A 21,173-nucleotide genomic window follows, 5' to 3' on the forward strand; every position below is an offset into this window, starting at 1 on the left:
GACTCGGGACTCGGGACTCGGGACTCGGGACTCGGGACTCGGGACTCGGGACTCGGGACGGCAGGATGATGTTCCGGGGCAAATCCCTGTCAAGCGATTTGATGCAAAAAGGGCCGCTTTTTTTAAAGAAAAAGCGGCCCTTTTTTGCGGCTCGGACGCAACCGCTTTTCTGTAGGAGGGGCTTCAGCCCCGACGCCTTACCGGTAACACGTCGGGGCTGAAGCCCCTCCCACAGAAAAACCTGCATGCTTCGCGCTCGCTGAAAACCACGGGTCCCTGGTCCCCGGTCCCTGGTCCCGAAAAAAGAGCCGGCGCAAGCCGGCTTTTTTCAACTCATTCGGCTTCCCACCACATCCAGAAGCTGTCCCACAGGCGCTTGAAGAAGCCCGCCTCCTCGACCGCCTTCAGCGCCACCAGCGGCGCCTGCGCGACCACCTTGCCGTCCAGCGAGACCTTCACCGTACCGATCGCCTGGCCCTGCTTGATCGGCGCTTCCAGGGTCTTGGGCACGTCGATCGACGGCTTCAGTTCGTTGTAGCGGCCGCGCGGCACGCCGACCAGCAGCGGCTGCGCCACGCCCAGCAGCACTTCCTTCTCGCTGCCCTTCCACACGCGCTGCTGCGCGACCTGCTTGCCCGGCTCGTATAGGCGGTGGGTCTCGAAGAAACGGAAGCCCCAGTTCAACAGCGCCAGGCTGTCCTCGGCGCGCTGCTTCTCGGAACTGTCGCCCATCACCACCGCGATCAGGCGCTGGTCGCCGCGCTGCGCGGAGCTGAGCAGGCAGTAGCCGGCCTCGGAGGTGTGCCCGGTCTTGATGCCGTCCACGCTGGGGTCGCGCCACAGCAGCAGGTTGCGGTTCTGCTGGGTGATGTCGCCGACCCTGAATTGCTTGATCTTGTTGTAGGCGTAGGTTTCCGGATAGTCGCGCACCATCGCCCGGCCCAGCAGTGCCAGGTCGTAGGCGGTGGTGTGGTGGCCTTCGGCGGACAGGCCGTGGGCGTTGACGAAGTGCGAGCCGGTCATGCCGAGCTTGGCCGCGTAGTTGTTCATCAGCGCGGCGAAGGCTTCCTCGCTGCCGGCGGTGTGTTCGGCCAGCGCGATCGCCGCGTCGTTGCCGGACTGGATCGCCATGCCCTTTTCCATGTCCTCCAGGCGTGCGGTCTGGTTGACCGGGAAGCCGCTGTAGCTGCCGTCGGTGCCGGCGCCGCCCTCGCGCCAGGCGCGCTCGCTGAGCATGACCTGGTCGTCGCGCTTGATCTTGCCCAGCTTCAGCTCGGCGGCGACCACGTAGGACGTCATCACCTTGGTGATGCTGGCCGGGGCCACCTGCACATGTTCGTTCTCGCCGGCCAGCACCTGGCCGGTGGCGTAGTCCATCAGCACCCAGGACTTGGACACGGCCGGCTTGGGCGCCGGCGGGATCGCCACCGCGGTGGGCGCGGCGGCGGCAGCGGCAGGCTGTGCCGGCACCGGGCCGGGGGTCTGCGCGGAAACCAGGCCGACGGCGAAGGTGGCCACGGCGGCGACGGCGAAGCGGAATTTCATCTAAAACGACTCCTGGCAGGCCCGAGGGCCGATGGTAAACGAGGCATTGTAGGGCCAGCCGGCGCCCGGCCAGATGCTGCGGCGGCGCAGGCGGGAGTGGCGGTTAAGCCATCGGCGCCGCAGCGCGCGCGAAGGCCGTCGCTCCGCACGCGCGGCAGCGGCCGCCGCAGGCGTGCGCGGCGTTCTCGCGCGCTCAGTCCTTGACGATCTGCGGGCGCCCGAAGCCGAGGCCGGCGATGCGGCTGGCCAGCTCGGCGGCGCGGCCATGGTCCTCGGCCGCGACCCGCAGCCGCCACAGCGTGCGCCCACCCGAAACGATGTCGCTGACGCTGGCGCCGACGATGCCGGCCGAGGCCAGCTGCGACAGCGCGCGGTTGGCGTTGTCGCGGCTGGCGAAGCTGGCCACCTGCAGCAGGATGCCGAGCGGACCGCGTGCCGCGGCGGCGTCGGCGACCGCGCGCGGCGTCGGCGTCGGCGTCGGCGTTGCCGCGACGGCAACGGCAGTGGGCGCCTGCGCAGGCGTGGCGGTGGCGCGCCGCGGCGGTGCCGGCGTGGCGGCCACGGCCGTATCGGCCTTGGCCGGTTTGTCGAGCTTGGTCGGCTTGCCGGTGGCCACGCGCACGCCGCGCGATTTCATCCAGTCGTCGAAATGGTCGGCGTTGGCCGCGGTGTCGGCATCGGCCTGTACCCGGTAGCGCCAGCGCTCGCCTTCCGGCATTGCGGCCGCGGCGGCCGCTGCATTGGCGGCGGTGGGCGCGACCAGCGCCGCGCTGCGCGCCGGCGGCTTGGCCGCGGCCACGCTCGCCGACTTGGCCGGCAAGGCCTTGACCAGGTTGTCCATGTCGGTGGCGCGGCGCGCCGCGGCGGTCTGTGCGGCACCGCCCGCCCCCGCCGCCGCGCTGGCCAGCGCGGTGCCGGTGGCGACCTGCTTGCCGGCACGGCGCGCCGCCAGCAGGTTGCCGTTGTCGGCCGGGGTCAGCCCGCGCACTTCGACCCGGCCGGTGCCCTTGCCGGTGATGCCGAGCTTGACCGCCGCCGCGTAGCTCAGGTCGATGACCCGGCCATCGTGGAACGGGCCGCGGTCATTGACCCGCACCACCACCGATTCGCCGTTGTCCAGGTTGGTGACCAGGGCGAAGCTCGGCAGCGGCAGCGTCTTGTGCGCGGCGGTGAACGCGTACATGTCGTAGACCTCGCGGTTGGAGGTCAGCCGGCCATGGAATTTGCTGCCGTAGTACGAGGCGGTGCCGCGTTCGACGTAGCTGTCCGGGTCGTCGATGATCTTGTACTCGCGGCCCAGCACCATGTACGGCGAACGGTTGCCGACCGGCGAACGCGGCTCGGCGGTGACCAGCGGTTCCGGGATGCAGGCGACGTTGGGCACGTAGTCCGGGGTCCTGTCGCTGACCCCTGGCGCGTACAGGCCGCCGGCGGTGTAGTTGCCGCGCGTGGACGGGTCTTCCTTGGCCGGTGCGTACGGCGAGGTGGACGGGCAACCGGTGGCGACATGCGCTGGACCGCGGCCTTCCACCTTGACCCCCGGCGCCGCCGCGCCGCCTGCGGTCTTCTTCGGGGCGCTGCTGCAGGCGGCCAGCGCCAGCAGGGCGACGACGGGGACGATCCGGAGCAGCGCGTTCGGGTTCATGCCGGGGGTAACTCCTTGCCGGCGATGGCCTGGGACAGTTGGAACACGGCCATCGCGTACATCTTGGAAATGTTGTATCGGGTGATCGCGTAGTAGTTCTGGAAGCCCAGCCAGTACTGCTTGCCTGCGCTGCCGTCGTCGAGCGCGATCGGCGTGGCGGTGGCGCCGGCCGGGACCGGTGCGTTGGTCTGGTAGCCGCGCGCGGCCAGGTCGGCCAGCGAATGGCTCGGGGTCCAGTCGGTCGGATTGAATTCCTCGGCGCCGGGACGCAGCGTAGCCGGCACCGCGACCAGGCCGTCGCGCACCCAGCCGCCCTTCTTGACGAAGTAGTTGGCGATCGAGGAGAACGCGTCGTCGTAGTCGGTGAACAGGTTGCGCTTGCCGTCGCCATCGCCGTCGACCGCGAACTGGCGGTAGCTGGACGGCATGAACTGGCCCAGGCCCATCGCGCCGGCGTAGCTGCCGATCAGCTTGGTGACGTCCAGGTTCTCCTCGCGGCCGAGCGCGAACAGCTGGCCGAGTTCGTCGCGGAAGAACAGCTCGCGGCGCACTTCGCGCTCGAGCTTGGCCGGATCTCCGCTGCGCGGATAGCGGAACGCCAGCGTGTACAGCGCGTCGAGCACGCGATAGCTGCCGGCATTCTTGCCGTAACTGGTCTCCACGCCGATGATCGCGACGATGATCTCGGCCGGCACGCCGGTGCGCGCCTGCACCCGCATCAGTTCTTCGCGGTGCGTGGCCAGGAACGCGCGGCCGCCATCGATCCGCGCCTGGCTGATGAACATCGGCCGGTATTCGTTCCACGGCTTGACCCGCTCGGCCGGGCGCGACATCGCCGCCACGATCGCGTCCTTGAACTGCGCCTGCGCCAGCGTCGCCTCGATCTGCGCCGGGTCCAGGCCGTACTTGGCGGCGGTGTCGCGGACGAAGTTGGCGCGCGCGATCTCGAACGGCACCGGGGTCAGGTCGACCGGCGGCGCGGGCGCCGCTTCGGGCGCTGTGCCGGCCGGCAGCGCGGGCGGCGGCGCGGTTTGCGGCAGCGCACTGGCCTGCGGCGGCGGCGTCGGGGCCTTGGGCTGGGTCGCGCATGCGACCAGGCCAAGCGTGATCAGGCAAATCAGCGAGCGTCGAATCATGCCGGCAGGTTAACAGAGTCCAGATGAATTTCCACCAATAACGTCATGAAACAAAAGAACTTTGCGCCGAGTCAAGCGCAGTTGGCGTATTCATGCCGGGGAGCCTTCGTGGATCACGGCACCGGCACCGGCATCGCCGGCCGGGCACCGCAAACGCAAAGGCCGCCGGTGGTTGCCCACCGACGGCCCGCAGTGCTGCGCGGCAGCGACGCTCAGAACGGCGCGTCGATATCCACCACATCGATCAGCTTGTGGTTGACGAACTCCTTGATGCCCAGCCCGATCAGTTCGCGGCCGTAGCCGGAGCGGCGCACCCCGCCGAATGGCAGGTCGGCCTTGACCATGGTCGGATGGTTGACGAACACCATGCCAGTGGAGATGCGCTTGGCCACTTCGACGCCGCGCGCGGTGTCGGCGGTGAACACCGAGCCGCCCAGGCCGAACGGCGAATCGTTGGCGATGCGCACCGCATCGTCCTCGTCGGCGGCCTCGAACAGCATCGACACCGGGCCGAAGAACTCCTGGTAGTAGGCCGGGTTGTCCTTGGTCACGTTGGTCAGGATGGTCGGCTGCACGAACGCACCCTGCGTCGGCACCTTGGGGCCGACCTCGGTGGCGGTGGCGCCGTGTTCGACCGCCGCGGCGATCTGCAGCGTCAGTTCGTCGGCCGCGCCCTGCGAGGACAGCGGCGCCAGTGTGGTCGCCGCGTCCATCGGATCGCCGGCCTTGAGCGCGGCCACGCCCTCCGTGTAGCGGCGCAGGAACTGCTCGTACAGCTCCTGCACGATGATCATGCGCTTGGACGACACGCACACCTGGCCGCCGTTCCAATGGCGGCCGAATACCGCCCACTTCACCGTCTTGTCCAGTTCGGCATCGGCCAGCACCACGAAGGCATCGGCACCGCCCAGTTCCATCGTCGATTTCTTCAGCGCCCTGGCCGCCTGCGCGGCGACGATGGCGCCGGCGCCTTCCGAACCGGTCAGCGCCACGCCGTGCACGCGCGGGTCGTTGAGGACGGTCTCCACTTGCGAACGCGTGGCGTAGAGGTTGGCGAACGCGCCGGACGGCAGCCCCGCCGCGGCCATCAGCGTTTCGAACTTGGCCGCGCACTGCGGCACGTTGGAGGCGTGCTTGAGCAACACCGTGTTGCCGGCCGACAGCTGCGGCGCGATGATCCGCGCGATCTGGTAGTACGGGAAGTTCCACGGCTCGATCGCCAGCAGCACGCCCAGCGGCTCGTGCACCACGATCGCCTCGCCCTCGGCCGGATCGGCCACCGGCAGTTTCTCCGGCGCCAGCAGGCGCTCGGCGTTGACCGCGTAGTACTCGAAGATGTCCGCCGACAAGGTCACCTCGGCTTCGGCCTCGCCGATCAGCTTGCCCATTTCCAGGGTCAGCAGTTGCGCGTAACCGCGCACGTCGGCGCGCAGCAACTGCGCCGCCGCGTGCATGACCTTCGCGCGTTCGGCGAAGGAGGCGCTCTTCCACTGCTGGAAGGCCGCATCGGCGGCACCGATCGCGGCGAGCACCGCCTCGTCGGTCGCCTCGGGGAAGCTGGCGAGCAGTTCGCCGGTGTAGGGATTGCGGGTCGCATAAGCCATGGTCGTGTCCTCGTGGAAGGTCGGGAAGCGCCGGCGCGTCGTCGCGCCGGCACGGGAAGCGGTTCGGTCAGACGGCCAGTTCCTTGACCGCCTGCACCATGCGGTTGAGCACCGCGGCGGCATCGCCGTAGACCATGTCGCAGTTGTCGCCGTAGAACAGCAGGTTCTCCACGCCGGCGTAGCCCTTGCCCTGGCCGCGCTTGATCACGTAGACCTGGTGCGCCTGGTCGGCGTTGAGGATCGGCATGCCGTAGATCGGCGAGGCCTTGTCGGTGCGCGCGGCCGGGTTGACCACGTCGTTGGCGCCGATCACCAGCGCCACGTCGGTACTGGCGAAGCTGTCGTTGATGTCTTCCATGTCGAAGATCAGGTCGTAGGGCACGCCGGCCTCGGCAAGCAGCACGTTCATGTGCCCGGGCATGCGCCCGGCGACCGGGTGGATCGCGAACTTCACGTCCACGTCGGCGGCCTGCAGCAGCTTGACCAGCTCGTACAGCCGCGCCTGCGCCTGCGCGACCGCCAGGCCGTAGCCGGGCACGATGATCACGCTGGAGGCGTAGCGCATCGATACCGCCGCATCGCCGGCATCGACCGCGGTCATGCGGCCCTGCACGTCGCCCTGCACCACCGCCGCGCCGTCGCCGAAATTGCTGAACAGCACGTTGGCCAGCGACCGGTTCATCGCCTTGGCCATCAGCACGGTCAGCAGGGTGCCGGCAGAGCCGACCACCATGCCGGCGATCATCAGCGCCGGGTTCTGCAGCGCGAAGCCTTCCAGGCCCACCGCCAGCCCGGTGAAGGCGTTGTACAGCGAGATCACCACCGGCATGTCGGCGCCGCCGATCGGCAGTGTCATCAGGATGCCGAAGCCCAGCGCGGCGACGAAGAACGCCAGTGCCGCCCAGCCGCCGCCGATCTGCGCGACCACCAAACCGCCGAGTACAAGCGCGGCGAGGAACACGCTGGCGTTGAACGCGCTCTGGCCCTTGAAGCGCCACGCCGCGTTGATGCGGCCATCGAGCTTGGCCCAGGCGATCACCGAACCGGACAGCGAGATCGATCCGATCAGTGCGCCGAGCACGGTCACCGCCAGGTGCAGGCCGCTGTGCTGCGGCTGCCGCGAGGTCAGCGCGACCGCCGCGACCGCGGCCGCGGCGCCGCCGCCCATGCCGTTGTACAGCGCCACCATCTGCGGCATCGCGGTCACCGCGACCTTGCGCCCGCTGCGCCAGGCCCAGGCGCCGCCGAGCGCCAGCGCCAGCAGCGCCAGGGCGAGATTGGTCAGCGCATGCGGCTGCGCGCCCGGCTGCAGGTCGGCGAGATAGCCGAACGCGGCGGCGACGGCGACCAGCATGCCGATGCCGGCCAGCACGATGCCGCGCAGCGCGGTCACCGGCGAGGACATGCGCTTGAGGCCGAGAACGAACAACAGGGCGGCGGCGAACCCGCTCAGCTCCACCAGTAACTGCAGCATGACGCTATTCCTTCGGGGTGGCGGATGCGGATTTGGCGCTGGGCTTGAACATCGCCAGCATGCGGTCGGTGACCACGTAGCCGCCGGCGGCGTTGCCGGCGCCGAGCAGCACGCCGACGAAGCCGATCGCCTGGCCGGCGACGGTGTCGGCGTTGAACAGCGCGTGCATCGCGCCGACCACGACGATGCCGTGGATGAAGTTGGAACCGGACATCAGCGGCGTGTGCAGGATCGACGGCACCTTGCCGATCACTTCGTAGCCGGTGAACGCGGCGAGCATGAACACGTACAACGCGATCATCCAGCTCATCGACAGATCGAGATTCATTGCTCAGGACTCCTTGGCGGCGGGTGCAGGCGCAGGCGCGACGGCCTGCGGCGTGGGATGGCAGCGCTGGCCGTCGCGGGTCAGCAAGGTGCCGGCCACGACCTCGTCGTCGAAGTCCGGCGCCAGCGCGCCGTCGCGGACCAGCAGCTCGAGCAGGTTCAGCAGGTTCTTCGCGTACAGCTCGCTGGCGTGCTGGGCCAGCGCCGAGGGCACGTTGAACGGCGCGACGATGGTCACCGGCCCCACCTCGACGGTCTGCCCGGGCACGCTGCCCTCGCAGTTGCCGCCGCTGTCGGCGGCCAGATCCACGATCACCGCACCGGATTTCATGCCGTCGATCTGCGCGCGGTCGATCAGGATCGGCGCAGTGCGTCCGGGCACGTTGGCGGTGGTGACGATCATGTCGGCCTGCTGGATGTGCTGGGTCAGCACTGCTGCCGCCTTGGCTCGTTCCTCTGCAGTGAGTTCGCGCGCATAGCCGCCTTCGCCGCGCGCATCGATGCCGGTATCGACGAACTTGGCCCCGACCGATTGCGCCTGTTCGCGCGTCTCGGGGCGCACGTCGTAGCCTTCGGTGATCGCGCCGAGCCGGTGCGCGGTGGCCAACGCCTGCAGGCCGGCCACGCCCAGGCCCATCACCAGCACGCGCGCGGCGCGCAACGAGCCGACCGCGGTGGTCATCATCGGCAGGATCCGCGGCAGATGCACCGCGCCCAGCAGCGGCGCGTAGTAGCCGGCCAGTGCGGCCTGGCTGGACAGCACGTCCAGCGCCTGCGCGCGGCTGATCCGCGGCACGGTTTCCATCGCGAACGCGGTGATGCGGCGTTCGCACAGCAACTCCAGCAATCCCGGCGCCTTGGCCGGATACAGCATCGCGACCAGCACGCTGCCCGGACGCATCGCCGCCAGCGTCTGCAGCGACGGCGCCTGCACCGCCAGCACCAGGTCAGCGCCGGCGACGACGTCCTGCGCATCGTCGAGCACGGTGGCGCCGGCATAGGCCGCATCGGCGAAGCGCGAGGCCACACCGGCTCCCGCCTGCAGGCGCAGCTGTGCGCCCAGCTTCGCCAGTTTCGGCAGCACCGTCGGCACCATCGCCACGCGGCGCTCGCCGGTTTGCTGTTCCTTCACTACCGCTACGGTGAACGCCATGAGCCAGTGCCTGTCGGTAAGTACAGACACGGTGCGCGTGCGCGCCACCGCCGACATTGATTGCGATCAATTGCGGCCGACGTATTGGCCTGCGGTACAGGCGCTGGACGAGGCGGCGGCGGCGCCTGTCGGCGCTATCGGGCTGGCAACCGACCGACGCGAGCGACAGATCGGCTTGCCGCCGCACGCCGGCAGGCGATTTCAGAGTGAGGCGGTACGTGCGTTGTTTGCCTTCGGCGTGGCGACGTCGACTGCGCGTTGATCGCGGCTCGGCGAACGCGCGCGCATCGCCGATCGCGGCGGATGCCACGCGACGCGTCGGCCCATGCCCGGCAGGCGGCCGGGCACGGCTCTATTGAAGGGCGCCAGGCTGCGCGCGCAGCGCAACGGCCGGCACCGCGGCTGGGTGAGGATGGCCGGTGTCGGCGGTCGCCATAGGATGGCGCGCGTCCTCTGCGAGTTGCTGCCAACGCGCGTCAACGATCGTCGCCAAGCCGGCCGGACGCTGGTCGAAATGGTGGCCGCCGTGCAGCGCGACGATCTGCGCGCCGCTGTCGCGCAGCTCCGGGCACAGCGTGTCCTTTTCCTGGTCGCCGTACACGCACAGCAGCTGCGCTGGGGCGATGCGCGCGATCTCCGGCAGCACCGGTTCGGCGTCGTCGGCATCGCCCAGGTCCAGCCAGTTGCGCACGCGGATCTGGAAATCGGCCTTGTGGTCGACGCCGAACAACGCCAGCAACCCGACCTGCGCGCGCTGCGCCGGCGGCAGCCGGTTGTACATGAACGGCAGCGCGGTGGCGCCGAAGGAATAGCCGACCAGCAGGATCTTTTGCGGGTGCCAGCGTTGCTGGTAGTAGTCGATGACCCGCCGCAGATCGGCGCTGGACTGCGCCGGCGGCTTGGCGTGCCAGAAATAGCGCAGGCTGTCCCAGCCCACCACCGCGATCCCGCGTTGCTGCAGGGCCTCGGCCATGCCCTTGTCGATATCGCGCCAGCCGCCATCGCCGGACAGCACGATCGCCAGCGGTGCGCCCGGCGTGCGCACCGGCAGCTCGGTCAACGGCAGGTCCTCGAGCGCGCCGCCGCTGGCCGGCGCGTGCAGGTGCGCGGCCACGCGTGCGGCCAGCGCCGCGTCCGCTGCGGCGGCGGGTGCCGGCGCGATATCGACGAAGCCTTGTGCGGCGTTGGCTTGCACGGTGCCGGCGCAGACCTCGGTCGGCGCCGGCGCCACGCCGATCGCGCCGCCCAGGGTCGCCGCCGGCGCGGCGCCGACGATGCGCTCGGCCAGCGTCGCCGCGCGTCCGCTGCCGGCCAGCATCGGCAGGAAATAGCGCTCCCCGTGCAGGTCGCGCTGCAGGCGCCGGCTCAGCTGCTCGGCATCGTGCCAGGCATGGCTGCAGCCGCGGCCGGCGCGTTGCAGCCGGGCCTGGTAGCGATCGCCGTTGACCGTTGCCACCAGCGCGCCGGTGGCGGCGATGCGCGCGGTCGCCGCCCGCCGCTGCGCCGGCGTGCCGCTGGCGAGCAGGATCACCATGCCCTGCACCGGCCCCGGCGGCTTGGTCAGGACGATGCGGCCATAGCCGCAGCAATGCACGATGCCGGGCGCGAAATAGGCACGCGCGACGGCATAGCCGGCCAGGCCCAGCAGCACGCTGCCCAGCAACCACAACCGCGGGAATTTCATCGACGCACATCCATGTCGGCACAGCCGAACGGCAGGAATCACGGAAAGGACGAGCGAGGACTACCGCACACGAACGGACGCAGGTGAACGACACGGACCAGGCCCGGATCGACGTTGCGCGGTGCTGGCTCCCTCGGTGGACGCGGGTCGGCCGGGCGGCGTCGACGCCGCGCATGGCTCACCCGGAACGGATCCTGCGCTCGCAACGGGCCGCAAGCAGCGGCACCGCGACGTGGCATCGACGCGGATTGTGCGCAGCGCCGACACACGCCGCAATCGGTTGCCACCTTGATGCTTGCTTGCGGTTAAGCCAGTGCGCGCCGGTCGAAGGCGCCGGCATTCGGGCAGGCCGCGCGCCGCGCTCGCGCGGGCGCGAATGGCCGGGCGCAGTCGCTAGTAGCCGTGCACCGGACGGTGCGCCTTGACCGCCATCACCAGGCCCAGGCCGGCCAGCAGCGACACCGCGGAGGTGCCGCCGTAGCTCATCAGCGGCATCGGTACCCCGACCACCGGCAGCAGCCCGGAGATCATGCCGCCGTTGACCAGCACGTAGACGAAGAACGCCAGCCCGGTGGCGCCGGCGAGCAGCCGCGAGAACGTATCGCGCGCCTGCACGGCGATCCACAGGCAGCGCCCGATCACCACCAGGTACAGGGTCAGCACCGTGGCCACGCCGATCCAGCCGAATTCCTCGCTGAGCACGGAGAACGCGAAGTCGGTGGTCTGCTCGGGGATGAAGTTCAGGTGCGACTGCGAGCCCAGGCCCCAGCCCTTGCCGTGCAGGCCGCCGGAGCCGATCGCGATCTTGGACTGGATGATGTTCCAGCCCGCGCCGAGCGCATCGTTCTCCGGATTGAGGAACATCATGATCCGGTCCTTCTGGTAGGGCCGCAGCAGCCACAGCCAGGCCACCGGCGCGGCCGCGGCGACGCCGCCCACCGCGATGCCCACCCACCACCACGGCAGCCCGGCCAGCAGCAGCACGAAGCCGCCGCTGGCGGCGATCAGCACGCCGGTGCCGAAGTCCGGCTGCAGCATGATCAGCGCGGTCGGCAGGCCGATGATCACCGCGCTGACCAGCACCGTGGGCAGGCGCGGCGGCAGCGGCACGCGGTGCAGGTACCAGGCCACCATCATCGGCATGCTGATCTTCAGCAGCTCGGCCGGCTGCAGGTAGAACACCTTCAGGTCCAGCCACTGCCGGCCGTACTTGCCGGTGCCCAGCGCGAACACCGCCAGCAGCGGCAGCATCGACAACGCGTAGATCAGCGGCGTCCAGGCGCGCAGGCGCAGCGCCGAGACCCGCGACAGGCCCCACATCGCCGCCGCGCCGACCGCGAAGCGGATGCCCTGCGCCAGCATCAGGTGGTTGCCGCCGGACTGGCCGCCGGCGCTCTTGAGCACCGCCAGGCCGATCACCATCAGCGCGCCCAGGGCCAGGCACAGCGGCCAGTCCAGGGTGCGGGCGAAGCGGCCGCCGAGATCGGCCAGCCAGCGCAGGAAATCCTTCATCGTTCGTCCGGAATCTCGTCGGGGATCGGCGGCGGCGCGGCCGGCACCGCCACACTGGCGGCATCCACCGCGACCGGGCCGACCAGCACCGGCAGCTCGCCGGCGGCCAGCGCCACCGCGTCGGCGGCAGCGCGCGAGCCCGGATCCTCGGCGTAGTACAGCTCGCTGCCGAACGCGGTGGCGCCGCGCAGGCTGTCCAGCGGCTCGATGCCCGCGGGCAGGCGGCCGAGCAGCCAGGCATCGAAGATCTTGCGCGCGATCGGCGCGGCGGTGCTGGCGCCGTAGCCGCCGCCCTCCACCGCGATGGCCAGCGCGATGGTCGGCTGCTCGGCCGGGGCGAAGCCCTCGAACAGCGAGCGGTGGCGCAGGTGCATCGGCAGGCTGCGCGGATCCACCGCGGCGGTGCCCTTGCGGCTGACCACCTGCGCGGTGCCGGTCTTGCCGGCCATCTGGTACGGCGCGCTGACCGCGATCGCATGGCCGCTGCCGCCCGGACGCATGGTGTCCATCATCCCTTCGCGCACCGCCTGCAGGTTGCCGGGATTGTCGCTGATCGGCTTGCCTGTGCCGAGCGGCACCGGCGTCCACGGCTGGTCGAACGCGCCGCGCCGCGCCATCACCAGGTGCGGCGTGCGCAGCTGGCCGTCGGCGATGCCCGCCACCGCGCGCACCAGTTGCAGCGGCGTCACCTTCCAGTCGCCCTGGCCGATGGCGATGTTGACCGTGTCGCCGGGGTACCACGCTTCCTTGCGGCTCTTCGCCTTGTACGCCGGCGACGGCACGATGCCGCCGCTCTCGCCGATCAGGTCGATGCCGGTGGGCGCGCCGAAGCCGTAGCGGGTCATGTACTGGTCGACCTTGCCGATGCCCATGTCGATGGCCAGCTTGTAGTAGTAGGTGTTGACCGACTGCGAGATCGACTTGCGCAGGTCGGTCCAGCCGTGCCCGCCGCGGTGCGAGTCGCCCCAGCCGCGGCTGACCCCGGGCAGGTAGAACATGCCGGTGGACAGGATCTTGTCTTCCGGGCGGCGCGTGCCGCTGTCCAGCCCGGCCAGGCCCATGAACGGCTTGATGGTCGAGCCGGGCGCCACCCCGCCCAGCACCAGCCGGTTGAACTGCGGCCGCGACAGGTCGCTGTTGAGCGCCTGGAAATCGGCATGCGAGATGCCGTTGACGAACAGGTTGGGGTCGTACGACGGCAGGCTGACCATCGCCAGGATCTCGCCGGTGCGCGGGTCGATCGCCACCGCCGAGCCCTGGTAGTCGCCGAACGCGGCGACCATCGCACGCTGCAGGTCGGCGTCGATGGACAGGCGCAGGTCGGCGCCGGACTGCGCCGGCACCCGGCCGACGGTGCGGATCGCGCGGCCCTGCACGTTGGTCTCGACCTGCTCGTAGCCGACCTTGCCGCGCAGCGCCTCTTCGTAATAGCGCTCCAGCCCGGACTTGCCGATGTGGGTCAGCGCCGCGTTGCCCTCGCCCAGCGTCTCCAGGTCCTTCTCGTCGATGCGGCCGACGTAGCCGATGATGTGCGCGAACAGCTCGCCGTAGGGATAGTGGCGGGTCAGGTACGGCTCCAGCTCCACGCCCGGGAAGCGCCAGCGGTCGACCGCGAAGCGTGCGCGCTCCTCCTCGCTGACCCGCAGCTTCAGGGTGATCGGGCGGAAGCTGCGGCTGGCCTTGCGCGCGGCCTGGAAGCGTTCGATGTCCTCCGGCGCCAGCGCGATCACCTTGCCCAGCTCGGCCAGCAGCGCGTCCATGTCGTCGACCTTGTCCGGCGTCACGTCGAGCCGGAACGCGGGCACGTTCTCGGCCAGCAGGCGGCCGTTGCGGTCGTAGATCATGCCGCGCCCCGGCACCACCGGCCGCGGCTTGATCCGGTTGGCGTCCGAGCGCGTGGCGTAGACGTCGTGGTCCAGCACCTGCAGCTTGAAGTACCAGGCGCCCAGCCCGACCAGCGCGACCAGCACGCCGAGGAAGCCCAGCGCCGCGCGGCGCCGGAACTGCTCGGCCTCGGCGTGCGGGTTCTTCTGCGTGCGGCGGGTGGTCAGGGCCACGCTACTTCTTGCTCCGCCGGCCCAGCCGCAGCGCGTCCAGCAGCACGAACAGCGGCGGCCACAGCGCCATGCCCAGCAGCGGCGCCCACCAGTAGTTCCACGGCAACGGCGGCTCGCCCACCGCCAGGTGCACGGCTGCGGCGACGATGCGGTCGTTGACCAGCAGCCCGCCGATCGCCAGCGCCTGCTGCGACATCGGGAAGAAGCGGATGCGCGCGCGGAAGCGCTGCAGGATGAAGCCCAGGATCACCAGCCGCAGCGCCTGTTCGCCCAGCACCCCGCCGTACAGCAGGTCGGCGACCACGCCGATGGCGAAGGCGAAGCCCAGCCCGACCGTGTCCGGCGTCTCGATCACCCAGTACGCCACCACCAGCGCCAGGAAATACGGGCGCAGCGGCTGCAGCACCAGCGGCAACGGCAGCAGGCCCAGCACCAGCGCCAGGACCACGCTGGCCGGGAGCACCCAGCCTTTGCTGCGGGGGCGGCTCATTACTGCGTCTCCTGCGGAGACGCCGGGATTGGGGATTCGGGATTCGGGATTGGGGAAGAGCGCGGCTCCTGCGCAGCCGCCGGGACTGGGGACCGGGGACCGGGGACCCGGTCAGGAGCGGAGGTCCGATCGGGTACCGAGCCGGCCGTCGGCGCAGCAGCTGGCGCAGAACCGTGCCCTTGAGCCGCTCCATGCGTCGCATTGCTGTTGCCGTTGCTGCTACCGGGTCCCCGGTCCCCGGTCCCCGGTCCCGCTGCCGCGACCGAAGGGCGCAGCAACAAAACGTCCCGCCCCCGGTCCAGCTTCGCTGCCGGCTTCAGGTCGCCGACCAGGAAGGCGTGGGTGTCGTCCGGGCGCAGCGCCGACACGGTGCCGACCGGGAAGCCGGCCGGGAAGCGGCCGCCGAGGCCGGAGGTGACGATCTCGTCGCCGACCTCGACCCCGGCGCTGAGCGGCACGTCGCGCAGCTGCAGGGTGTCGCCGCGGCCGTAGACGATCAGGCGCACGCCGTTGCGCGCCACGGTCACCGGCACCGCGTGGTCGGGGTCGGTCAGCAGCAGCACGGTGGAATGCAGCGGGGTCACCTCGATCACCTGGCCCATCAGGCCGCCGGCGTCGATCACCGCCTGGCCGACGTGCACGCCGTCGCGGCCGCCGGCGTCGAGCACCAGGCGCTGCCGGGTCGGGTCCAGGTCGATGTCCAGGATCGGCGCCAGCTGCACGTCCAGGCCGCGGCGCTCGGCTACGCCGAGCAGCTCGCGCAGCTGCGCGTTGTCCAGCGCCGCGGTCTGCAGCCGGGTCAGGCGCGCCTTGGCGATCAGCAGCTCGTTGCGCAGCGCGCGGTTTTCCCGGACCAGCTGCGCATGGCTGGCGGCGTTCTCCTGCACCTGCGAGCCGAGCCGGCCCGGCAGCCCGGCCAGCGCCCACAGCGGCTGCACCAGCAGGTTGGTCTGGCTGCGCACCTGCTTCAGCCAGCCGGCCTGCGCATCGAGCACGATCAGCACCACCGCCAGGGCCAGGTACGCGAGCAGGCGTGGCGTGCTGGCGGCTTCGCCCGGGCGGGCAGTGACGGGGGGACCGGCGTAGGGAGGCACAGATCAGGGCCGGGAAGGGGGAATCGGGAAGGGGGAATCGGACAACAACAGCGCGATCCCGGCTCGATCGGGCCGGGGCGCAGGCACGGTGGCGGACGCGGAGCCGGCAATATCGGTGCGGATGGGGGGTTCGATTCCCCATTCCCCATTCCCGATTCCCGGCCTCACCATCACTCCGGCGCGAAGAACTCGTTGCCGTGCATGTCCACCAGCTCCAGCGCACGGCCGCCGCCGCGGGCCACGCAGGTCAACGGGTCGTCGGCGACCTGCACGTGCAGGCCGGTCTCCTCGGAGATCAGCCGGTCCAGGTCGCGCAGCAGCGCGCCGCCGCCGGTCAGCACGATGCCGCGCTCGGCGACGTCGGCGCATAGTTCCGGCGGGGTCTGCTCCAGCGCCAGCTTGACCGCCGAGACGATGCCCGACAGCGGCTCGTGCAGCGCCTCGAGCACCTCGTTGGAGTTGATCTTGATCATCTTCGGCACGCCCTCGGCGAGGTTGCGGCCGGAGATCTCCATCTCCTGCACCTCTTCCTGCGGATAGGCGCAGCCGATCTGCAGCTTGATGCGCTCGGCGGTGGCCTCGCCGATCAGCATGCCGTGGTTGCGGCGCACGTAGTTGGTGATCGACTCGTCGAAGCGATCGCCGCCGATGCGCACCGACTGCGAGTAGACGATGCCGTTCAGCGAGATCACCGCCACCTCGGTGGTGCCGCCGCCGATGTCGATGACCATCGAGCCGCGCGCCTCGGTGACCGGCATGCCGGCGCCGATCGCCGCGGCCATCGGTTCCTCGATCAGGTACACGTCGCGCGCGCCGGCCTCTTCGGCCGATTCCTTGATCGCGCGGCGCTCGACCTGGGTCGAGCCGGCCGGCACGCACACCAGCACGCGCGGACTCGGGCGCAGGAAGCGCGACTTGTGCACCTTCTTGATGAAGTGCTTCAGCATCGCCTCGGTGTAGGTGAAGTCGGCGATGACGCCGTCCTTCATCGGGCGGATGGTGGTGATGTGGCCCGGGGTGCGGCCGAGCATCTGCTTGGCCTCGGCGCCGACCGCGGCCACCGAACGGGTGCCGCCGATCGCCCGGTCCTGGCGCACCGCGACCACCGACGGTTCGTTCAGCACGATGCCCTGGCCACGCACGTAGATGAGGGTGTTGGCCGTGCCCAGATCGATGGACAGGTCGTTGGAGAACATGCCGCGGAGTTTCTTGAACATCGGGGAATTGAGTCCTGGGGAGTCGCGTGCCGTCGCCGAATGGCGAAAAAATGGGCAGAAACGAAGTCTGCTAGCGTAACAACCCACCTGGGTGCGGGCAAGGAAAATTCTCGCTAAAACCGCGCCTTGCGCGCCCCTCGCAGAGGCGTCGTGCATCGTGCTTCTGGCCCTGCCCGGCCGCAGCCGTTACCCTTTGCGCCGCGGCGACCCCGCACGTCGCCCGCCTGAATGCGGGCTCATCCCTCCGCCAAGGCCTGCCCGATGTCCGTACTGATCTGTGGTTCCCTCGCTTTCGACACCATCATGGTGTTCCCGGACCAGTTCAAGAACCACATCCTGCCGGACAAGGTGCACATCCTGAACGTGTCGTTCCTGGTGCCGCGGATGCGCCGCGAGTTCGGCGGCTGCGCCGGCAACATCGCCTACAACCTGCACCTGCTGGGCGGCGACCCGATCCCGATGGGCACGGTGGGCCAGGACTTCGGCCCGTACCGCGAGCACTTCGAGACGCTCGGCATCGACCTGTCGCGGGTCAAGGTGATCGAGGACCTGTTCACCCCGCAGGCGTTCATCACCACCGACCACGACAACAACCAGATCACCGCGTTCCACCCGGGCGCGATGATGCGCAGCTACGAAAACCATGTGCGCGACGTGCCGGGCGTGACCCTGGGCCTGGTCGGCCCGGACGGGCGCGAGGGCATGATCCAGAACGCCGAGGAATTCGCCGCCGCCGGCATCCCGTTCATCTTCGACCCCGGCCAGGCGATGCCGCTGTTCAGCGGCCCGGAACTGCGCACCTTCATCGAGCAGGCCGACTACGTGGTGGTCAACGACTACGAGTCCAACCTGCTGCAGGAGCGCACCGGTTGGAACGAGCAGGACATCGTCTCGCGGGTGCAGGCCTACATCACCACCCAGGGCCCGAAGGGCGCGCTGGTCTACACCCCCGAGAAGACCTACGACATCCCGCCGGCGCACGAGCGCCGCGTGGTCGACCCGACCGGCTGCGGCGACGCGTTCCGCGCCGGCCTGATCTTCGGTATCCAGCGCGGCTGCGACTGGCTGACGATCGGGCGGATGGGCAACCTGATGGGCGCGCTGAAGGTGGAGCACCCGGGCACCCAGAACCAGCGCTTCGATTTCGACGAGTTCAACGACCAGTTCAAGCAGCAGTTCGGGTATGCGTTGTAAGGCCGGGATTGGGGATTGGGGATTCGTAAAAGCCGGTCCTGGCGCTTGATTTTCACTAGAACCGCGCATTTGCGCGGTTTTTTTTGTTTGGATGGCCCGGACCGACCCGCCGCGGGCCACCCGCCCTTGCCAATCCCCAATCCCGAATCCCCAATCCCGGCTTTTGCTGCACTGCGGTTTGAGCATGGGACGGGTTTGTGCGTCACTGGCCGCCTGATCCGGGGTCGGATCGAGGGGCGCACGTGTCGGAGTTGACTGTAGCCAACCTCCTGCAGGCCGCAGCCAAGGCGTCGTCCGTCGCCGAGGCGGAGCCGGCATTGCTGGCGCGGATGCGCCATTTCCGCCAGATCGAACCGCTGCCGCCGGCACTGGCACGGTCCTGGCAACGCTGCCTGGACGAGTACGGGCTGAACCCGGACGCCACGCCTTCGCCGATGGTCCACGACGGCAGCGGGCTGCGCGAGCGCCAGCAACGGCTGGAGGAAGTGCTGCGCATCGCCAAGGTGGAGATGGAGAACCTCTACGAGCAGATCGCCGGCGGCGGCTACGCGGTGGTGGTCGCCGACGCCGAGGCCACCGTGCTGCACAGCGTGCAGGACCCGGCGCTGCTGCGCGAGTTCCGCCAGACCGGGCTGTTCTGCGGCGCCAGCTGGGCCGAGCGCTACCAGGGCACCAACGGCATCGGCACCTGCGCGGTGGAACGCAGCGCGCTGGGCGTGCACCGCGGCGAACACTACCTGGTCCGGCACCTGCCGCTGTCGTGCAGCGGTGCGCCGATCCTGGACCCGCACGGCGACCTGCTGGCGGTGCTGGACGCCTCCACCCCGGACGCGCGCGACACCAAGCTGGTGCAGCGCCATACCAGCGCGCTGGTGCGCATGTCGGCGGCGCAGATCGCGCGTTCGTATTTCCTGGAGCAGTACCGGCACGCGTGGATCCTGCGCTTCCACAGTCGTCCGGAATTCGCCGGCCTGCTGCACGAGGCGCTGATGGCGATCGGCGAGGACGGCCGCGTGCTGGCGGTCAACGAAGCGGCGCTGGAACAGCTCGGCAAGGGCGAGCGCGGCCTGCTGGTCGGGCGCGACATCTCGCAGGTGATGCAGCTGGACTTCGACACGGTGGAGCAGCGCGCGCGCAACGAGGCCAGCACGCTGTGGTCGATCCGCTGCGCCTGCCACGGGCGCCGCTTCTTCGCCCTGGCGCAGCCGCCGCGCCGCGACGCTGCCGCTGGGCGCGCGCACGCCGCCAGCGCCGACAGCGGCGAGGCCGCCTATGCGCGCGAGCACGTCGGCTCCGATCCGCGCATGCGCCACAACCTGGACAACGCGCTGAAGCTGGCCGCGCATCGCGTGTCGATCCTGCTGTGCGGCGCCACCGGCACCGGCAAGGAAGAATTCGCCAAGGCGGTGCACCGCAGCTCGCCGTGGGCGGCGCGGCCGTTCGTGGCGGTGAACTGCGCGGCGATCCCGGAAGCGCTGATCGAGAGCGAGCTGTTCGGCTACGCCCGCGGCGCCTTCACCGATGCCGCGCGCGAGGGCCGCCACGGCAAGCTGCTGCAGGCCAGTGGCGGCACCCTGTTCCTGGACGAGATCGGCGACATGCCGCTGCCGCTGCAGACGCGGCTGCTGCGCGTGCTGGAAGAACAGAGCGTGACCCCGCTGGGCAGTGACCGGGCGATGCCGCTGGAACTGCACGTGATCAGCGCCAGCCACCGCGACCTGGGGCAGATGGTGGCCGTGGGCGAGTTCCGCGAGGACCTGTACTACCGCCTCAACGGCGTGGTGCTGCACCTGCCGCCGTTGCGCGAACGCAGCGACAAGGCCGAACTGATCCGCACCCTGCTGCGCGAGGAGAGCGGCGAGCGCCACGTGCGGATCAGCGAGGACGCGCTGCACAAGCTGCTCAGCTATGCCTGGCCGGGCAACCTGCGGCAGCTGCGCAACGTGCTGCGCACCGCCGCGGTGCTGTGCGCGGACGGCATGATCCGCATCTCCAACCTGCCGCAGGAAATCGTCGACGCCGACAGCGGCCCGTGCCTGGTCAACGGCGACGCGGTCGCCGCCGACGACATGCCCGGCCGCGCCGCCCTGGACAGCGCCGAACGCAGCGTGCTGCAGCAGCAATTGGAACGGCACCGCTGGAACGTCAGCCGCACCGCCGACGCGCTCGGCATCAGCCGCAACACCCTGTACCGCAAGCTGCGCAAGCATGGGTTGGCGACGGTCTGAGTTCCAAGCGCAACAGCCGATCGGTCATGCCATCCCTGTAGGAGCGGCTTCAGCCGCGACCCCGAAGTCGGGTGCCCTCCGGCTTCGGTGTCGCGGCTGAAGCCGCTCCTACAGAAAAAGCCGTCCCCCGATGCAGGGATGAAAGAGCCAGCACTTTGTACGGCGATGTCCATCCGCCGTTTGCGACACCCAACCCGCACTGTTTTTTCAGGAGGGCTTCAGTCCCGACTGTCACCGAAGCCGAAGGCTATCCGGCTTCGATGTCGCGACTGAAGTCGCTCCCACAACAGCCGTGGCATGACGATGCGCGTCCGCGGTCCGCGGAATCGCCCGCCCCGTCCTAGAGAACCGCCAGCGCAAGCCAACTTGGCATAGGCGATCAAAGAGCCGGCGCTCGCTGCGACGATGTCATCCGAACCGTTGGCGATCTCTATCCGCTCCGCTTTTTGTGGGACTTCAGTCCCGACGGCTACAGAAGGCGGGCGCATTCCGCTTCGATGTCGCGACTGAAGTCGCTCCCACAACAGCCGTGGCATGACGATGCGCGTCGCGGGACGCGGAACCGCCCGTCCCTGCCTAGCACCACCATCGCAAGCCGCCACCAGTCCTGGCAATCAAGGAGCCGGCGCTCGGTACGGCAATGCCCATCCGCCGTTGGCGATATCCAACCGCACCGTTTTTTGTGGGAGGGACTTCAGTCCCGACTGCCACCGAAGGCGGGTGTGCTGTCTGGCTTCGATGTCGCGGCTGAAGCCGCTCCTACAAAAAATCTAGCCTGGCGGGTGGCAGGCAGCGCGGCGGTTCACCGGTCGC

16 protein-coding genes are annotated in these 21,173 nt (G+C 69.9%); 3 read left to right on the forward strand and 13 right to left on the reverse strand.

Features of this window, described 5'->3' with window-relative positions; all coding sequences use genetic code 11:
* Window positions 1-333: 333 nt before the first annotated feature.
* The 7 genes from VDQ83_RS16825 to VDQ83_RS16855 form a co-directional block, all read right to left on the reverse strand.
* Window positions 334-1,545, reverse strand: coding sequence for a D-alanyl-D-alanine carboxypeptidase family protein (locus VDQ83_RS16825; protein ID WP_455435788.1), 1,212 nt, complete (start codon window positions 1,543-1,545; stop codon window positions 334-336).
* A 193-nt stretch (window positions 1,546-1,738) separates the two neighbouring features.
* Window positions 1,739-3,190, reverse strand: coding sequence for a septal ring lytic transglycosylase RlpA family protein (locus tag VDQ83_RS16830; RefSeq protein WP_455435789.1), 1,452 nt, complete (start codon window positions 3,188-3,190; stop codon window positions 1,739-1,741).
* Window positions 3,187-4,326: a lytic murein transglycosylase B gene (gene mltB / locus VDQ83_RS16835; protein WP_455435790.1), complete on the reverse strand. Its 1,140-nt coding sequence runs from the start codon at window positions 4,324-4,326 to the stop codon at window positions 3,187-3,189. The genes VDQ83_RS16830 and mltB overlap by 4 nt, the downstream gene beginning before the upstream one ends.
* 212 nt (window positions 4,327-4,538) lie before the next feature.
* Window positions 4,539-5,930 (reverse strand): NAD-dependent succinate-semialdehyde dehydrogenase, encoded by a 1,392-nt coding sequence (locus tag VDQ83_RS16840; protein ID WP_455435791.1) that lies wholly within the window; start codon window positions 5,928-5,930, stop codon window positions 4,539-4,541.
* Between the two features lie 67 nt (window positions 5,931-5,997).
* Window positions 5,998-7,404, reverse strand: coding sequence for an NAD(P)(+) transhydrogenase (Re/Si-specific) subunit beta (locus tag VDQ83_RS16845; protein ID WP_455435792.1), 1,407 nt, complete (start codon window positions 7,402-7,404; stop codon window positions 5,998-6,000).
* A 4-nt stretch (window positions 7,405-7,408) separates the two neighbouring features.
* Window positions 7,409-7,732 (reverse strand): NAD(P) transhydrogenase subunit alpha, encoded by a 324-nt coding sequence (locus tag VDQ83_RS16850; RefSeq protein ID WP_455435793.1) that lies wholly within the window; start codon window positions 7,730-7,732, stop codon window positions 7,409-7,411.
* A gap of 3 nt (window positions 7,733-7,735) precedes the next feature.
* Window positions 7,736-8,884 carry an NAD(P) transhydrogenase subunit alpha gene (locus tag VDQ83_RS16855; protein ID WP_455435794.1) on the reverse strand — a complete coding sequence of 383 codons (1,149 nt, stop codon included), beginning with the start codon at window positions 8,882-8,884 and terminating at the stop codon, window positions 7,736-7,738.
* Here VDQ83_RS16855 and VDQ83_RS16860 point away from each other — a divergent pair.
* A complete protein-coding gene (locus tag VDQ83_RS16860; protein ID WP_309913930.1) occupies window positions 8,883-9,146 on the forward strand; it encodes a hypothetical protein in 264 nt (87 codons plus the stop codon). The genes VDQ83_RS16855 and VDQ83_RS16860 overlap by 2 nt on opposite strands.
* Before the next feature lie 90 nt (window positions 9,147-9,236).
* Here the strand turns inward: VDQ83_RS16860 and VDQ83_RS16865 are convergent, their stop codons facing one another.
* The 6 genes from VDQ83_RS16865 to VDQ83_RS16890 all read right to left on the reverse strand — a co-directional run bounded on the left by VDQ83_RS16865 (window position 9,237) and on the right by VDQ83_RS16890 (window position 16,938).
* Window positions 9,237-10,568 carry a virulence factor family protein gene (locus VDQ83_RS16865; RefSeq protein ID WP_455435795.1) on the reverse strand — a complete coding sequence of 444 codons (1,332 nt, stop codon included), beginning with the start codon at window positions 10,566-10,568 and terminating at the stop codon, window positions 9,237-9,239.
* A gap of 393 nt (window positions 10,569-10,961) precedes the next feature.
* Window positions 10,962-12,080: a rod shape-determining protein RodA gene (gene rodA / locus VDQ83_RS16870; protein ID WP_455435796.1), complete on the reverse strand. Its 1,119-nt coding sequence runs from the start codon at window positions 12,078-12,080 to the stop codon at window positions 10,962-10,964.
* Window positions 12,077-14,131, reverse strand: coding sequence for a penicillin-binding protein 2 (gene mrdA / locus VDQ83_RS16875; RefSeq protein WP_455435807.1), 2,055 nt, complete (start codon window positions 14,129-14,131; stop codon window positions 12,077-12,079). Before mrdA ends, rodA begins: the two co-directional genes overlap by 4 nt.
* Before the next feature lie 7 nt (window positions 14,132-14,138).
* On the reverse strand, window positions 14,139-14,627 hold the full coding sequence (gene mreD, locus VDQ83_RS16880; protein ID WP_263395774.1) for a rod shape-determining protein MreD: 489 nt from the start codon (window positions 14,625-14,627) through the stop codon (window positions 14,139-14,141).
* On the reverse strand, window positions 14,627-15,721 hold the full coding sequence (mreC, locus tag VDQ83_RS16885; RefSeq protein ID WP_455435797.1) for a rod shape-determining protein MreC: 1,095 nt from the start codon (window positions 15,719-15,721) through the stop codon (window positions 14,627-14,629). The genes mreD and mreC overlap by 1 nt, the downstream gene beginning before the upstream one ends.
* 170 nt (window positions 15,722-15,891) lie before the next feature.
* A complete protein-coding gene (locus VDQ83_RS16890; protein ID WP_003465837.1) occupies window positions 15,892-16,938 on the reverse strand; it encodes a rod shape-determining protein in 1,047 nt (348 codons plus the stop codon).
* A gap of 261 nt (window positions 16,939-17,199) precedes the next feature.
* Between VDQ83_RS16890 and VDQ83_RS16895 the strand changes: the two genes are divergently transcribed.
* Both VDQ83_RS16895 and VDQ83_RS16900 read left to right on the forward strand, forming a co-directional pair.
* Window positions 17,200-18,132: a carbohydrate kinase family protein gene (locus VDQ83_RS16895; RefSeq protein WP_263395776.1), complete on the forward strand. Its 933-nt coding sequence runs from the start codon at window positions 17,200-17,202 to the stop codon at window positions 18,130-18,132.
* A 242-nt stretch (window positions 18,133-18,374) separates the two neighbouring features.
* A complete protein-coding gene (locus VDQ83_RS16900; protein ID WP_455435798.1) occupies window positions 18,375-20,360 on the forward strand; it encodes a sigma-54-dependent Fis family transcriptional regulator in 1,986 nt (661 codons plus the stop codon).
* Window positions 20,361-21,173 lie beyond the last annotated feature (813 nt).

This window comes from Xanthomonas sp. WHRI 7945, from assembly GCF_035026585.1.